Source organism: Pseudomonas sp. LBUM1657 (genome assembly GCF_059716075.1).
Map to the genome: position 1 here is coordinate 1,684,327 of NZ_CP166799.1, position 14,747 is coordinate 1,699,073.

The window sequence follows — 14,747 nt, forward strand, 5'->3', positions numbered from 1 at the left end:
GTCCTGAGCAGCGTCGCGATCATTCCTGCCCGTGGTGGCAGCAAGCGCATCCCGCGCAAGAACCTCAAGCTGTTCGACGGCGTGCCGATGATTGTCCGTTCGATTCGCACGGCACTGGATTCGGGGCTGTTTGATCAGGTAATCGTCAGCACCGACGATGACGAAATTGCCGATGTTGCGCGGGCTCACGGGGCTCAGGTGCCGTTCATGCGTCCGGCGTCATTGGCCGATGATTTCACTGGCACTGCTGCGGTGATCGTCCATGCCTTGAATGAACTGCCGGTGTTCGACTACGCCTGTTGCATCTATGCGACTGCGCCGCTGTTGCAGGCGCGGTTTCTGCGTCAAGGATTCGAATCGCTGGTGCAGCATCCGGATAAATCCTTCGCGTTTTCCGTGGCCGGTTTCGGCTTCCCCGTACAGCGTGCCTTGACCCTCGACGAGCAGGGTGCACTGACTTCGCTCTATCCGGAGTTTCGCGACACTCGCTCGCAGGATCTGGCCGAAGCCTTTCAAGACGCCGGCCAGTTTTATTGGGGGCGCCGCGAGGCCTGGCTGCGTGGTGATGCGCTGTTTTCCCCGGCGAGCCTGCCGGTCATTTTGCCGCGGCATCTGGTGCAAGACATCGACACCCTCGAAGACTGGAAACGTGCCGAATACCTTTACGCAGCATTGAAGGCCGGTGGTGAATTGCAATGAGAGTGCTGATTCGCTCCGACGCATCGCCGATCATTGGCAGCGGCCATATCGCCCGCTTGTTGCCCCTGGCCAGAACCTTGCGCAAGCAGGGCTCGCATGTTGCTTTTGCCTGTCGTTTGCTGCCGGGTCATCGGTTGGACAATCTGACGGCCGAGGGCTTTGAAACCTTCGCGTTACCGGATCGTTATCCCGATGAAGATCCTCTGCAAGCCATCGAGTCCATGCTGCCGTGGCAGGCGGACATCGATGCGCTGGCGCAGGCGTTGGAAAACTGCCCGGCGTTTGACTGGATCATTGTCGACCACTATGGCCTCGACCATCACTGGCAGACCGCGGCCCGCCGTTGGGCACCACGGATTGCCGCAGTGGATGATCTGGCGACGCGAAAGTACAGCGTCGATCTGTTGCTCAACCAGAATCTATCGGGCACGCCAGAGGCCTATGCGTCGCTGCTGACGCCCGATTGCCGGACGTTGTTCGGCCCACGTTTCGCCATGCTGCGCGATGAATTCTGCTGCCCCGCGATTGAGATCAAGCCCAGGGCCAAACGCGTGCTGGTGAATTTCGGCGGCTTTGACGCGGCGATGCAGACCCACCACGCCATGCTGGCGATGGCAGATTTCCACGAGCTGGAAGTCGATTTCGTTGCGGGTACCGACAACCCGGCCTGGGATCAGATGCAGAGCCTGACGGCCTATCGCCCGAACTGGCGCCTGCACAGTTTTGTCAGCGACTTCCATCAGCTGATGATCGAGGCCGACCTGTTTGTCGGTGCCGGTGGCGGCACCAGCTGGGAGCGGGCGGCCATGGGGTTGCCGACGATTTGCATTGCGGTCTCGAATAATCAGCAGGCCAACGGCGAGGTGATGGCGGTCTCGGGTGCCCACGTGTATCTGGGCGCTCGTGAACAGGTCAGCGTCGAGCAGTTGCGCCAGGCAATCGGCTTTGTCGCAGGCAATCAGGGGGTGCGTCAGAGTCTGGCCGAGCGCTCCCGGAATCTGGTCGATGGCCGCGGTGCGCAGCGGGTTGCGGCAGCGCTCGCCGGCGCGGTGGTGCAAATTCGCCCGGCAACCGCCGATGATGCGCAGTTGCTGTTCGATGGGCGCAATGCTGAGTCGGTACGGCGCTGGTCGCTGGAAACCGGTGTCATTGAATGGCAATCGCATCAAAACTGGCTGACCGCCAGTTTGAACAATGCGCAGCGCTTGCTCTTGATCGCCGAGGCCGATGACGGGCCGGTGGGGGTGCTGCGTTACGACGTGCGCGGATTTGAAGCTGAAGTCTCGATTTATCTGTTCGAAGGTCGAATCGGCCTGGGCTGGGGCAGGGCGCTGCTGGCCCGGGGCGAAACGTTCGTGACCCGCCATTGGCCGCAACTGCAAACAATTTCCGCCCAGGTACTGCCGGACAACCAGCCGTCGCTGAAGGTCTTTCGCGAAGCCGGTTTCACCCAGCATGCTTGCGCGTTCACGCGCGTATTGAAGGAACAGTGCAATGACTAGCTTCAAGATCGGCAACCGCTCGATCGGTGCCGATGCGCCGCCGTTTATCATTGCCGAGATGAGCGGCAACCATAACCAGTCCCTTGAAGTGGCACTGCAGATCGTCGAAGCGGCGGCCAAGGCCGGTGCCCACGCCTTGAAGCTGCAAACCTACACCGCCGACACCATGACCCTGGACCTGTCCGAAGGCGAGTTCTTCATCAAGGACCCCAACAGCCTCTGGGCTGGCTCTTCGCTGTACGCGCTGTATGAGAAGGCCCATACCCCATGGGAATGGCACGCACCGATTTTTGCCCGCGCCAAAGAACTGGGCATGCTGGCGTTCTCCACGCCGTTCGATGACACCGCGGTAGACTTCCTCGAAAACCTCGACGTGCCGGCCTACAAGATCGCCAGTTTCGAAAACACTGACCTGCCGCTGATTCGCCGGGTTGCCGCCACTGGCAAGCCACTGATCATCTCCACCGGCATGGCCAGCATCGCGGAACTCGATGAAACCGTACGTGCTGCCCGCGAAGCCGGTTGCAAGGATCTGGTGTTACTCAAGTGCACCAGCACGTACCCCGCGACGCCGGCCAATAGCAACGTGCGAACGATTCCTCATTTGCGTGAATTGTTTGGTTGCGAAGTCGGTCTGTCCGATCACTCCATGGGTGTCGGGGTGTCTGTGGCGGCTGTGGCGTTGGGGGCGACCGTGGTGGAAAAACACTTCACCCTCGACCGGGCGGCTGGCGGGGTGGACGCCAGTTTTTCGTTGGAACCGGCTGAGCTGGCCAGCCTAATCATCGAAACCGAACGTGCCTGGCAGGCGATGGGGCAGGTGCATTACGGCGTGACCGAGGCCGAGCGCAAGTCCCTGGTATACCGGCGATCGCTCTATATCACTCAGGATATGGCCGCCGGTGAGCCATTCACCGCCGCCAATCTGCGGGCCATTCGCCCCGGCCTGGGCCTGGCGCCCAAACATGCTGAAACCCTGCTGGGGCGCCGCGCCCGCCAGGCCATCAAACGCGGAACGCCGCTGGATTGGTCGTTGGTCGAATAACCGCTTGTGGGGCTGATTCAGCAAAATAGCGTGACCTGCGAGTCATAACGCGCATCTTCACTGTATTGTATTAATCGGGGAGGTAGCGCCTGGTGTCTGTTTGGTCCAGTGATAGCCTTTTGTTCTTCCCGTTGGTCGCCCTCTTGGGGCGATGTTTTTCTCTGTTTGTCGGCGCCCCTCGATTCCTTGCGAGCGGTGGTATTGGGCTGTTTATTATTGGGAAGCCGTAATGATTGGCATAAAAAGCATTGCGAGCTACGTACCTGTAGCCGGCGTGGACAATTACGCACAAGGTGCAAAATTCGAAAAGGATGAAGAGTTCATCCTGGGCAAGATCGGTTCGGCTTTCCTGCCGCGTAAAGACGCCGGGCAGGAAACTTCAGACCTGTGTGTCGAAGCAGTCAATGCGCTGTTCGCCAACAATCCCGATTTGAAACGTGAAGCCATCGACGTGCTGATCGTGGTCACCCAAAACGGTGACGAGGAAGGGCTGCCGCATACCGCCGCCATCGTTCAGGACAAGCTGGGCCTGCCGACTACCGTCGCCGCGTTCGATATCTCCCTGGGCTGCTCCGGCTACGTCTACGGCATCTATGCCATCAAGGGCTTCATGGAAGCCGCGGGCCTGAAGAATGGCCTGCTGGTGACTGCCGATCCGTACTCCAAGATCGTCGACCCGGAAGACCGCAACACCACCATGCTCTTCGGCGATGCCGCGACCGCCACCTGGATGGGCGAAGACGCGCCATGGCAGTTAGGCAAAGCCAAGTTCGGCACCGACGGTTCCGGCGCGCCACACTTGAAGGTCACCGACGGCGTGTTCTTCATGAATGGCCGGCAGGTGTTCAACTTCGCGCTGCTCAAAGTCCCGGCGCACTTGCATGAACTGCTCGCTGACTCAGGCCTTACGGCAGATGATATCGACGCATTCTGCATTCACCAGGGCAGTGCGGCGATTGTAGATGCGGTGGCCCGACGCTTCGAAGGTGAACCCGAGAAGTTCATCAAGGACATGGTCGAGACCGGCAATACCGTGTCGTCGAGCATTCCATTGCTGCTGGAAAAACATGTCCTGGACTCCGCCTGGAATCGCGTTGCATTGAGCGGTTTTGGTGTGGGGTTGTCCTGGGGGTCGGCGATTATTTATCGCCCTTGAACCAGGCTCTTCAGTCAAAAAAGCCAGACACAAAAATAGCGCTCAAGGTGTAACCTTGAGCGCTATTTTTTTGCCCGAACGAAAAGCGAGGCTCCATGAGCGAGTTCTTTGAGCATAACGTCGAAGTCATCCAGCAACGCTGGCCGGCGTTGTCTTTGCGCTTGCTGGTTGAAGATGTGAGCCTGTTGCAGGCGGATCTGGTGGAAGGCCTGGGCTCGACCTTGAGCATCAACGGCATCCAGCTGACCAGCCGTCATGACCGTAGTCGCGAGGCCAGCCTCCAGGCCGATACGCTGCCGGCCGCAAGCCCCGTGGTGCATGTCTATGGCACCGGACTCGGCGATCTGCAGATGCAGTTGCTGGAGCGCGCGGGTCTTGAGCGGTTGTATGTGCACATCCTGAACGGTGCGGTGTTTGCTTTAGTGCTGCAACTGCTCGATCAACAGCAGTGGCTCAGCGATCCGCGCGTCGAGCTGCTGTATGCCGGCGACCTGGCGGAAATCCAGCTGCCGTTTTTTGCCTTGCCGGCCGAATTGGTGCTGGCCGATGACTTCAACGCGAAGATCCGTGATCGCCTGATCAGCGAAACCCACCTGACGTTCAACAATCGTGAGTTCGATCCCCAGGCGCCTGAGATTGTCGAGCGCTTGCAGGCGAGCCTCCAACAGGTGCAGGCCGATCATGACGTGGCCCGGTTGTTCGGCTCCCGTCTAGGGCAGGAAGTGTTCGTCATTGCTACAGGCCCAAGCCTGGAACAGCACTTCGAGACCTTGTGCGCGATTCGCAATCAAGCCGAGCGGCCGTTGTTCATCTGCGTCGATACGGCCTACCGGCCGTTGCGCGATCACGGTATTCGCCCCGACGTGGTGGTCAGCATTGACCAGCGTATCTCGGCTCGGCATCTACCCTCTGAAGACACGGCCGACATCACGCTGGTGTACATGCCCATGCTTGATCCGCAAGTGATTGAAGCCTGGCAGGGGCCGCGGTATGCCGGTTACTCCGCGAGCCCGATCTATCAACAGTTGCGTCGACAATTGCCAAAGGGCGAGCTGTATGTCGGCGGTAGCGTGATTCATCCGGCTGCGGATCTGGCGGTGAAGATGGGCGCGGCGCAGATCACGCTGTTCGGCGCCGACTTCGCTTTCCCCAACGACAAGACTCACGCGGGCTGGAACGATGGCGACCTGGGGCCGCAACTGGGGGCCGCCAAACACTGGGTGCTCGATGGTCGTGGCCAGCGGATCAAGACCCAACTCAACTTCCGCAGCTATCTGTGTGAACTGGAGCGCTTTATCGCGGGCCATCCTCAGGTGCGCTTCTATAACAGCAGTCGGGCAGGGGCAATGATCGCCGGTACCGCTTTTCATCCGGAGTTTGCGTCATGAGCGGGCTTGAATCCTTTGTCGTCGATGCACGGCACTGTTCTGCATTGTTCCGCCTGGGGCGTGATGTAGAAGCTGGGCTGGCGATGATCGAGCTGGTCGGTGCAGTACACCCGGCGTTCGATTCGACGCCGCAGGAGGCTCAGCAGCAGTGGGCTTTTTTGCTCGGACGAATGTTTGAGTGCCAAGAGGCGCAGAACTGGCTCGCTCTGGCGGATTACCTGGAATATGAACTGGTCGAGTTGCTGAACGACACACTGTCCGTTTAAACCATTTTTCCCTTCTGCCGGTGCCGGCGAGTCCTCGCCAACCTGTCACCGGCATTTCCCTGGCGTCATTTTCTCGCTACCCGAACGTCGCCAGCCCCTTGATTTACAGGGGGTGGCAACGTGATGGCAAATATTTTTGCAAATCCCCTAAAGCAAGTTGCATTGGCGACGATAACTATTACGAAGGTTCTCTTGGCCATACCCGGCGGTTGCCAGGGCCGGAAGCCGCAGTACCCAACCAACGAGGAATTCGTCATGGCTTTAACAGTAAACACCAACACCACGTCGCTGAACGTTCAGAAAAACCTGAACCGTGCTTCCGACGCCCTGTCGACTTCGATGTCTCGCCTGTCTTCCGGCCTGAAAATCAACAGCGCCAAAGACGACGCCGCCGGCCTGCAAATCTCCACCCGTATGACCGCACAAATCCGCGGCCAGACTATGGCAATCAAAAACGCCAACGACGGTATCTCGATCGCTCAGACCGCTGAAGGCGCGATGCAGGAATCGACCAACATTCTGCAGCGTATGCGTGAACTGGCTGTTCAGGCTCGAAACGACTCGAACGGTACTCAAGACCGCGTCGCTCTGAACAAAGAATTCGCGGCAATGTCGGACGAGCTGACTCGTATCGCTGCTTCGACCAACTTGAACGGCAAAAACCTGCTCGACGGCACCGCTGGCACCATGACCTTCCAGGTCGGTTCCAACACCGGTTCGGCTAACCAGATCACTCTGAGCCTGCCAAGCGGCTTCGGCGCTGCTGCCTTGTCCGTTGACTCGGCTACCACCCAGATCACTGGTAACAGCTCGGCTACCGCTCAAGCTTCGTTCTCGGCTGCCATCACCCGTATCGACGCCGCTCTGCAGACCATCAACACCGCCCGTGCTGACCTCGGTGCTGCTCAAAACCGTCTGACCAGCACCATTTCCAACCTGCAGAACATCAACGAAAACGCTGAAGCTGCTCGTGGTCGCGTACAAGACACCGACTTCGCTGCTGAAACTGCGAACCTGACCAAGCAACAAACTCTGCAACAAGCTTCCACCGCAGTTCTGGCCCAGGCCAACCAACTGCCGTCCGCTGTACTGAAACTGCTTCAGTAATAGCTGATTGAGTTTTGGCGAGGGGTGTGCGCTGGTCGTGCCCTCTCGCTTTTTTACTTTTAGAGGTGATGGACATGGATATGAGCATCAAGCTGAACTTGTCTTATCCGGCGGCCAAGCCAGCAACGACAGTGGCCGACAAGCCAGCGGAAAAGCCTCGAGCGGAGCCCGCGAAAGTGGTCGACGTCAAGGAAGCGCCCAAGAGCGCCCAGGCCGAGCAGGACAAGCTGAAAATGGCTGTTCAAGAAATTGAAAAGTTCGTTCAGTCGGTCAAGCGTAACCTGGAGTTCTCGATTGACGAGCCTTCCGGCCAGGTTGTTGTGAAAGTCATTGCCAGTGAATCCGGTGAGGTGGTCCGTCAGATCCCCAACGAAGAAGTCCTGAGACTGGCCAATAGTTTGAATGATGCAAGCAGCCTGTTGTTCAGCGCTAAAGCCTGACAGCTGGCATGAATTTTGTTGCTATGTTCTTTTGGGCGTTGTAGTGGTCAAAAGACCGGCGACACACTGAAGGGAGTTTCACATGGCAAGTCCAATTCTACCGGGCCTGGGTTTAGGTTCCGGCCTTGACACCACTGCTATCGTCAAAGCCTTGGTTAACGCTGACAAAGCGGCCAAGCAAGGTCAGATCGACCGTGGGACCGCCACCAACACGGCGAGTATCTCCGGGATTGGTACGCTGAAGTCGCTGCTGGCCACGTTCCAGAAAGCACTCACCGATCTGGGCAGCACGACCACTCCTCAGTTCACGGGTTTTTCTGCCACGTCCTCCGACGTAAAAGTGCTGACGGCTACGGCCAGCAACTCGGCTGTTTCCGGCACCTACACCGTGAACGTGACCAAGCTGGCTACCTCGTCGAAAGTCGCCTCTGCGGCGTTTGCCGGCGGTGCGAGCAGTGCTATCCCCGCAGGCACGCTGACCATCACTCAGAACGGCAACAGCTATCCGGTTACTGTCGGCGCGGGCGCCACGTTGCAATCGGTTCGTGACTCGATCAACAGCCAATATCAAGCCAGTGGCCTGAGCGCCAACATCGTGACCGACAGTTTCGGTTCTCGTCTGGTCTTGGGTTCCACCACGACCGGTGCGGGTTCGGACATTTCCGCCAGCGGTATCGCCGGCCTGGAAATCGACGGGTCGACTCCAATGGCTGCTGTACCGACCGCGACCTCTTCAGGTGCTATCGGTGGCTTGGCCCAGGATGCCGAGTTCAAAGTCGATGGCCTGGCAATGACCAGCAAGTCCAACACCGTCGACCAGGCGATTTCCGGGCTGGCCTTGAACCTGGTTTCCGTCGGCACGTCGACTGTCACCCTGGCGTCCAACAACGATGGTTTGAAGGCATCGATCCAGAAGTTTGTCGATGCGTACAACGCCGTCGCCAACGCAGTGACCTCCTTGACCAAGCCGTCCCTGGACGACGATGGCAAGCTGACTGTCCCTGCCGCTCTGACCGGTGACCCGTTGCCGCGTTCGATTCTGGCTGCCCTGCGTGGCCCATTGGCCACGACCGGTGCCGGCGACAAGCTGACCGTGCTCTCGCAGTTGGGGATCACCACTGACCAGAAAACCGGTGCGCTGAACTTCAACTCCACCAAGTTCACGGCGGCGATGAATGACAAGAAGCTCGGTGGCGAGGTTCAGACCCTGTTTACCGGTACCAACGGTCTGATCGAGCGCATGAACAATGTGATCAAGCCGTACACCGATACGGGCGGTATTCTTGATACCCGCACCACCAACCTCAATGTGACCAAAACCAGGCTGACTGCCGACCAGGGTGCTCTGGATCGTCGGATCGAAACCCTGACCGCCGTACTGACCAAAAAGTACAACGACATGGATACGCTCGTTGGTAAGTTGAACGCGACAGCCAGCAACATCAAATCGATGTTTGATGCCATGGCCGCGCAGCAGAAGAACTCGTAATATTCGCACCGCCAAAAGCCCGGCAGCGTTTTCAGCGCTCCGGGCTTTTTGCATTTGAATCTAAAGTTTTTTGACGCGTCGTCGATACACTGGTTAGACGAACTGAAGAATTTTGATGAGGTACAACATGAATCCAATGTTAGCCCTTCGCCAATACCAGAAGATTGGCGCTCAGGCGCAAACTTCCGAAGCCAGTCCTCATCGTCTGGTGCAGATGCTGATGGAAGGTGGCCTGGATCGTATTGCTCAGGCCAAGGGCGCGATGGAGCGCAAGGACATTCCGAACAAAGGTGTTCTGATCGGCAAGGCCATCGGCATCATTGGTGGTTTGCGTGAAGGTCTGGATCTTGAGAACTCCATCGAAACCGTGGGCGAACTGGACAACCTGTACACCTACATGATGAAGCGTCTGGCCGAGGCCAACATCAAGACCGATCCGGCGATTCTCGACGAAGTCTCTGATTTGCTTCGTACGGTCAAAGACGGTTGGGATGCTATTGCCACACCGGGTCCGCAGTTTTAAGGAGATCACCATGAGTCTTGTATTGCAGAGAATCGAACATACCCGTGAGGCTCTGGTCGGTGCATTGGCCGAGCGCGACTGGGAAGCCATCGGTGAATTGGACCTGGCTTGCCGTTCCTGCATGGAAGACGTCTTGAGTGAAGCTTCGGTGGACGAGGTCGCGTTGCGCGATAACCTTGAGGAGTTGCTGGGGGTATACAAACAGCTTCTTGAGGCGGCGACAGGAGAGCGACAAGCGATAGTCGACGAGATGTCGCAGATCCATCAAGCGCAGAGCGCGGCAAAGGTTTACCATCTGTTCGGATAATTAATCCCCGGTTAATCCAAACATAGTGCGCCATAAATTTGACTGTGCACGGTTTTTTGACTTAACTAGTGGCTGGTTCCAGATTTCAGGCGTCTACAGGCATAACGTGTCTGCAAGCGTCTAGCTTGCCCCCTCATTTCGGGCATTGAGTTGACTAGGGAAGTTGCTATTGCATGTGGCGTGAAACCAAAATTCTGCTGATTGATGACGATAGCGTCCGCCGCCGCGATTTGGCGGTGATTTTAAATTTTCTCGGCGAAGAAAATTTACCCTGCGGCAGCCATGACTGGCAGCAGGCTGTCGGCTCTTTGTCATCAAGTCGTGAAGTGATCTGTGTCCTGATCGGGACGGTCAATGCTCCTGGCGCACTTCCGGGCTTGTTAAAGACACTCTCAACCTGGGATGAGTTCCTTCCGGTTTTGTTAATGGGCGATAATTCTTCCGTTGACCTGCCAGAAGACCAGCGTCGTCGAGTGCTTTCGACCCTCGAAATGCCACCCAGCTACAGCAAATTGCTCGATTCCCTGCACCGAGCCCAGGTCTATCGCGAGATGTATGACCAGGCGCGCGAGCGTGGACGTCATCGCGAACCCAATCTTTTCCGCAGTCTTGTCGGCACCAGCCGGGCGATTCAACACGTCCGCCAGATGATGCAACAAGTCGCCGACACCGACGCCAGCGTGCTGATCCTCGGTGAGTCCGGGACCGGCAAGGAAGTGGTCGCGCGCAACCTGCACTACCACTCCAAGCGTCGTGACGCGCCATTCGTACCGGTCAACTGCGGGGCGATCCCGGCCGAGTTGCTGGAAAGCGAACTGTTCGGCCACGAGAAGGGCGCCTTCACCGGGGCGATCACCAGCCGTGCCGGGCGTTTCGAACTGGCCAATGGCGGCACCCTGTTCCTCGATGAAATCGGCGACATGCCGCTGCCGATGCAGGTCAAGCTACTGCGTGTGTTGCAGGAACGTACCTTCGAGCGCGTGGGCAGCAACAAGACCCAGAGCGTCGATGTGCGCATCATCGCGGCGACCCACAAGAATCTCGAAAGCATGATCGAGATCGGCACCTTCCGCGAAGACCTGTACTACCGCCTGAACGTGTTCCCGATCGAAATGGCGCCATTGCGCGAGCGTGTCGAAGACATCCCGCTGCTGATGAACGAGTTGATCTCGCGCATGGAGCACGAGAAGCGCGGTTCGATCCGATTCAATTCCGCGGCGATCATGTCCCTGTGCCGTCACGGCTGGCCAGGCAACGTTCGTGAACTCGCCAACCTGGTGGAGCGCATGGCGATCATGCATCCGTACGGCGTGATTGGCGTGGTCGAGTTGCCGAAGAAATTCCGCTACGTCGACGACGAAGATGAACAGCTGGTCGACAGCCTGCGCAGCGATCTCGAAGAGCGCGTGGCCATCAACGGTCATACGCCTGACTTCACCGCCAACGCCATGCTGCCGCCGGAAGGCCTCGACCTGAAAGACTACCTCGGTGGTCTGGAGCAAGGGCTGATTCAGCAGGCGCTGGATGATGCCAATGGCATCGTGGCGCGCGCGGCTGAACGGCTGCGTATTCGTCGCACCACCCTGGTGGAGAAAATGCGCAAGTACGGCATGAGCCGTCGTGATGGAGATGAACAGGCGGAGGATTGACGCCTGTTTTTCAAGTCGTTCATTTATAGGCGGTTTTTTTTAGGCACGGGTATTGCTACATCCCTCGCAACGTTCCGTTTAACTGACGGTCAGCCAAGCGAGAGAGCACGATGCCCCAAGCCGCCCAGATGTCTCCTGTCCCTGACGCTTCGGGTCAACCGTCGTCCGTAGAACAGGCAAGCCGGCTGGGGCTTGAACAGGCGTTCGCGCTGTTCAACCAGATGTCGAGCCAATTGACCGACTCCTACAGCATGCTCGAAGCCCGGGTCACCGAGCTCAAGGGTGAGCTGGCGGTGGTCAGCGCTCAACGCATGCAGGAGCTGGCGGAAAAAGAACGCCTGGCCAATCGTCTGCAAAACCTCCTTGATCTGTTGCCCGGCGGCGTTATTGTCATCGACGCCCAAGGCATCGTGCGCGAAGCAAACCCCGCTGCTTGCGAGCTGCTCGGTCTGCCCCTCGAAGGTGAGCTGTGGCGGCATGTCATTGCGCGTTGCTTCGCCCCCCGTGAAGACGACGGCCATGAAGTCTCGCTCAAGGATGGTCGGCGCTTGTCGATCTCCACGCGTTCGCTGGATGCAGAGCCCGGTCAGCTGGTGTTGCTCAACGACCTGACTGAAACCCGTCATCTGCAAGATCAACTGGCCCGCCACGAACGCCTGTCGTCCCTCGGGCGCATGGTCGCGTCACTGGCTCATCAGATTCGCACGCCCTTGTCCGCCGCATTGCTCTACGCCAGTCATTTGACTGAGCAGGAGCTCCCCGTCGCCACCCAGCAACGCTTTGCCGGCCGCCTGAAAGAACGTTTGCATGAGCTTGAGCATCAAGTGCGCGACATGCTGGTATTCGCTCGCGGCGAGCTGCCGCTGACCGATCGTGTGACGCCCAAGATGCTGATGCAGTCGCTGCAAGCGGCGGCACTGACCCATGTGCAGGATCTGCCGATCCGTTGGCAGTGCGACAGCCATTCAGGCGAGTTGCTGTGCAATCGCGACACCCTGGTCGGGGCGATCCTGAACCTGATCGAAAACGCCATCCAGGCCAGTGCCGGTGATGTCCGTTTGAAGGTCCATCTCTATACCCGAGGAAGCAACCTTCATCTGAGTGTCAGCGACAGCGGCAGCGGTATTGATGGTGTCGTTCTGGCGCGATTGGGTGAGCCGTTTTTCACCACTAAAACCACCGGGACAGGCCTCGGCCTGACTGTGGTCAAGGCGGTGGCGCGGGCCCATCAGGGAGAGTTGCAGTTGCGCTCGCGGGTGGGGCGCGGCACCTGCGCGCAGGTGATCTTGCCGCTGTTCACGGGAGCAGAGTGAAGAACATGGGGGTCAAGGTTCTACTGGTCGAGGACGACCGCGCGTTACGCGAAGCATTGGCCGATACGCTGTTGCTCGCGGGACACGATTACACGGCCGTCGGTTCGGCGGAAGAGGCGCTGGCAGTGGTCGCTGTCGAGGCATTCAATCTCGTGCTGAGCGACGTCAACATGCCGGGCATGGACGGACATCAATTGCTCGGTTTGCTGCGGGCGCGCCAGCCGCAACTGCCGGTGTTGCTGATGACGGCTCACGGCGCGGTGGAGCGCGCGGTCGATGCGATGCGTCATGGCGCGGCGGATTATCTGGTCAAGCCATTCGAGCCCAAGGCGTTGCTCGATCTGGTGGCGCGTCATGCGCTGGGCAGTCTCGGTGCGGCCGAGGGTGAGGGGCCGATAGCGTTCGAGCCGGCCAGTGCGCAATTGCTGGAATTGGCCGCGCGGGTCGCGCGCAGTGATTCCACGGTGTTGATCTCCGGAGAGTCCGGGACCGGCAAAGAAGTACTCGCCCGTTACATCCACCAGCACTCCCATCGCGCCAGTCAGCCATTCATTGCCATCAACTGCGCAGCCATCCCTGACAACATGCTCGAAGCCACGCTATTCGGTCATGAAAAGGGTTCGTTCACCGGCGCCATCGCGGCGCAGGCCGGCAAGTTCGAACAGGCGGACGGTGGGACCATCCTGCTCGATGAGATTTCCGAAATGCCCCTCGGCCTCCAGGCCAAGCTACTGCGTGTATTGCAGGAGCGCGAAGTCGAGCGGGTCGGCGCCCGCAAGCCAATCACGTTGGACATCCGGGTTGTCGCGACCACTAACCGCGACCTTGCCGGGGAAGTGGCGGCGGGGCGGTTCCGTGAGGACCTCTATTATCGTCTGTCAGTGTTTCCGCTTTCCTGGCGTCCGCTGCGTGAACGTACCGCCGACATCCTGCCACTGGCCGAGCGCCTGCTGGCCAAACACGTCAATAAAATGAAGCATACCGCGGCGAGACTGTCGCCTGAGGCCGAGGCGTGCCTGATCGCTTATCCATGGCCGGGTAACGTGCGGGAGTTGGATAACGCGATTCAGCGTGCGCTGATTCTGCAGCAGGGCGGTTTGATCCAGCCGCAGGATTTCTGCCTGGCTGGGCCTGTAGCGTGCGCGCCGTTGCCGACATTGGCCGCAGCGCCCATGCGTACAGTGGAAGTCGACGCCGAGTCGGCGGGCGCTCTCGGCGATGACCTGCGGCGCCGTGAATTCCAGATGATCATCGACACCTTGCGCTCTGAACGTGGCCGTCGCAAAGAGGCCGCCGAGCGCTTGGGCATCAGTCCGCGCACCCTGCGCTACAAGCTGGCGCAAATGCGGGATGCCGGAATGGACGTGGAAGCATATTTGTTCGCCACCTGATTCGTTAGCAACAAAGTCCGGAATAGCTTTTGTTTAGAGCGGCCACGGAGCTGGCACCCTTGTTGCTAACACCTCACTACCCGCCGAGTGAGTGTCAAAAAATTGCGGGTCGCCACGTAGCTCGTCAAAGAGAGAAACCATGAGCCAAGGTATTGAATTTAATCGATTGATGTTGGACATGCGTTCCATGCAAATGGATGCCATGTCAGCGTCGAAATCGACTGCCGCAGTCCCTCAACTGGCCGGCAGCAGCTTTTCCGACATGCTCGGTCAGGCCGTCAACAAAGTGAGCGATACCCAGCAGGCGGCCGGTCAATTGGCCAATGCCTTCGAGATCGGCAAGAGCGGCGTCGACCTGACGGACGTGATGATTTCCTCGCAGAAGGCCAGCGTGTCTTTTCAAGCGTTGACCCAAGTGCGTAACAAACTGGTTCAGGCCTACCAAGACATCATGCAGATGCCGGTTTAAGGA

The 14,747-nt window shown here is 58.7% G+C and carries 15 protein-coding genes; all 15 read left to right on the top strand.

The window, feature by feature from the left end; genetic code table 11:
- Positions 1-3: 3 nt before the first annotated feature.
- The 15 genes from pseF (at position 4) to fliE (ending at position 14,744) form a co-directional block, all read left to right on the top strand.
- Positions 4-699 (top strand): pseudaminic acid cytidylyltransferase, encoded by a 696-nt coding sequence (gene pseF, locus ACA055_RS07635; RefSeq protein ID WP_497684368.1) that lies wholly within the window; start codon positions 4-6, stop codon positions 697-699.
- Positions 696-2,201 carry a UDP-2,4-diacetamido-2,4,6-trideoxy-beta-L-altropyranose hydrolase gene (gene pseG / locus ACA055_RS07640; RefSeq protein ID WP_497683077.1) on the top strand — a complete coding sequence of 502 codons (1,506 nt, stop codon included), beginning with the start codon at positions 696-698 and terminating at the stop codon, positions 2,199-2,201. Before pseF ends, pseG begins: the two co-directional genes overlap by 4 nt.
- On the top strand, positions 2,194-3,246 hold the full coding sequence (pseI, locus tag ACA055_RS07645; RefSeq protein ID WP_497683078.1) for a pseudaminic acid synthase: 1,053 nt from the start codon (positions 2,194-2,196) through the stop codon (positions 3,244-3,246). Before pseG ends, pseI begins: the two co-directional genes overlap by 8 nt.
- A gap of 229 nt (positions 3,247-3,475) precedes the next feature.
- Complete coding sequence (locus ACA055_RS07650) at positions 3,476-4,402, top strand: ketoacyl-ACP synthase III (protein WP_497683079.1); 927 nt, start codon at positions 3,476-3,478, stop codon at positions 4,400-4,402.
- A 95-nt stretch (positions 4,403-4,497) separates the two neighbouring features.
- The gene (locus ACA055_RS07655) at positions 4,498-5,790 is read left to right on the top strand and encodes a motility associated factor glycosyltransferase family protein (protein ID WP_497683080.1); all 1,293 of its coding nucleotides are present in this window, start codon (positions 4,498-4,500) and stop codon (positions 5,788-5,790) included.
- The gene (locus tag ACA055_RS07660) at positions 5,787-6,056 is read left to right on the top strand and encodes a hypothetical protein (RefSeq protein ID WP_497683081.1); all 270 of its coding nucleotides are present in this window, start codon (positions 5,787-5,789) and stop codon (positions 6,054-6,056) included. The genes ACA055_RS07655 and ACA055_RS07660 overlap by 4 nt, the downstream gene beginning before the upstream one ends.
- A 255-nt stretch (positions 6,057-6,311) precedes the next feature.
- Positions 6,312-7,163: a flagellin domain-containing protein gene (locus tag ACA055_RS07665; protein ID WP_497683082.1), complete on the top strand. Its 852-nt coding sequence runs from the start codon at positions 6,312-6,314 to the stop codon at positions 7,161-7,163.
- Between the two features lie 74 nt (positions 7,164-7,237).
- A complete protein-coding gene (locus ACA055_RS07670) occupies positions 7,238-7,603 on the top strand; it encodes a flagellar protein FlaG (RefSeq protein WP_497684369.1) in 366 nt (121 codons plus the stop codon).
- Positions 7,604-7,685: 82 nt separating this feature from the next.
- Positions 7,686-9,092: a flagellar filament capping protein FliD gene (gene fliD / locus ACA055_RS07675; RefSeq protein WP_497683083.1), complete on the top strand. Its 1,407-nt coding sequence runs from the start codon at positions 7,686-7,688 to the stop codon at positions 9,090-9,092.
- A gap of 127 nt (positions 9,093-9,219) precedes the next feature.
- Positions 9,220-9,615: a flagellar export chaperone FliS gene (gene fliS / locus ACA055_RS07680; RefSeq protein WP_497683084.1), complete on the top strand. Its 396-nt coding sequence runs from the start codon at positions 9,220-9,222 to the stop codon at positions 9,613-9,615.
- Positions 9,616-9,625: 10 nt separating this feature from the next.
- On the top strand, positions 9,626-9,922 hold the full coding sequence (fliT, locus tag ACA055_RS07685; protein ID WP_497683085.1) for a flagellar protein FliT: 297 nt from the start codon (positions 9,626-9,628) through the stop codon (positions 9,920-9,922).
- A 173-nt stretch (positions 9,923-10,095) separates the two neighbouring features.
- Complete coding sequence (locus tag ACA055_RS07690; RefSeq protein WP_497683086.1) at positions 10,096-11,571, top strand: sigma-54 dependent transcriptional regulator; 1,476 nt, start codon at positions 10,096-10,098, stop codon at positions 11,569-11,571.
- Positions 11,572-11,699: 128 nt separating this feature from the next.
- Positions 11,700-12,884, top strand: a complete 1,185-nt coding sequence (locus ACA055_RS07695) for a sensor histidine kinase (protein WP_497684370.1) — start codon at positions 11,700-11,702, stop codon at positions 12,882-12,884.
- A gap of 5 nt (positions 12,885-12,889) precedes the next feature.
- Complete coding sequence (locus ACA055_RS07700) at positions 12,890-14,275, top strand: sigma-54-dependent transcriptional regulator (RefSeq protein WP_497683087.1); 1,386 nt, start codon at positions 12,890-12,892, stop codon at positions 14,273-14,275.
- A gap of 139 nt (positions 14,276-14,414) precedes the next feature.
- A complete protein-coding gene (gene fliE, locus ACA055_RS07705) occupies positions 14,415-14,744 on the top strand; it encodes a flagellar hook-basal body complex protein FliE (RefSeq protein ID WP_497683088.1) in 330 nt (109 codons plus the stop codon).
- Positions 14,745-14,747 lie beyond the last annotated feature (3 nt).

Coding starts and splice junctions, on each gene's coding strand:
- ACA055_RS07690 (WP_497683086.1), top strand. CDS start 10,096: ATGTGGCGTGAAACCAAAATTCTGCTGATTGATGACGATAGCGTCCGC.
- fliD (WP_497683083.1), top strand. CDS start 7,686: ATGGCAAGTCCAATTCTACCGGGCCTGGGTTTAGGTTCCGGCCTTGAC.
- ACA055_RS07665 (WP_497683082.1), top strand. CDS start 6,312: ATGGCTTTAACAGTAAACACCAACACCACGTCGCTGAACGTTCAGAAA.
- ACA055_RS07695 (WP_497684370.1), top strand. CDS start 11,700: ATGTCTCCTGTCCCTGACGCTTCGGGTCAACCGTCGTCCGTAGAACAG.
- ACA055_RS07650 (WP_497683079.1), top strand. CDS start 3,476: ATGATTGGCATAAAAAGCATTGCGAGCTACGTACCTGTAGCCGGCGTG.
- ACA055_RS07700 (WP_497683087.1), top strand. CDS start 12,890: ATGGGGGTCAAGGTTCTACTGGTCGAGGACGACCGCGCGTTACGCGAA.
- ACA055_RS07670 (WP_497684369.1), top strand. CDS start 7,238: ATGGATATGAGCATCAAGCTGAACTTGTCTTATCCGGCGGCCAAGCCA.
- ACA055_RS07660 (WP_497683081.1), top strand. CDS start 5,787: ATGAGCGGGCTTGAATCCTTTGTCGTCGATGCACGGCACTGTTCTGCA.
- pseG (WP_497683077.1), top strand. CDS start 696: ATGAGAGTGCTGATTCGCTCCGACGCATCGCCGATCATTGGCAGCGGC.
- ACA055_RS07655 (WP_497683080.1), top strand. CDS start 4,498: ATGAGCGAGTTCTTTGAGCATAACGTCGAAGTCATCCAGCAACGCTGG.
- fliE (WP_497683088.1), top strand. CDS start 14,415: ATGAGCCAAGGTATTGAATTTAATCGATTGATGTTGGACATGCGTTCC.
- pseI (WP_497683078.1), top strand. CDS start 2,194: ATGACTAGCTTCAAGATCGGCAACCGCTCGATCGGTGCCGATGCGCCG.
- fliS (WP_497683084.1), top strand. CDS start 9,220: ATGAATCCAATGTTAGCCCTTCGCCAATACCAGAAGATTGGCGCTCAG.
- fliT (WP_497683085.1), top strand. CDS start 9,626: ATGAGTCTTGTATTGCAGAGAATCGAACATACCCGTGAGGCTCTGGTC.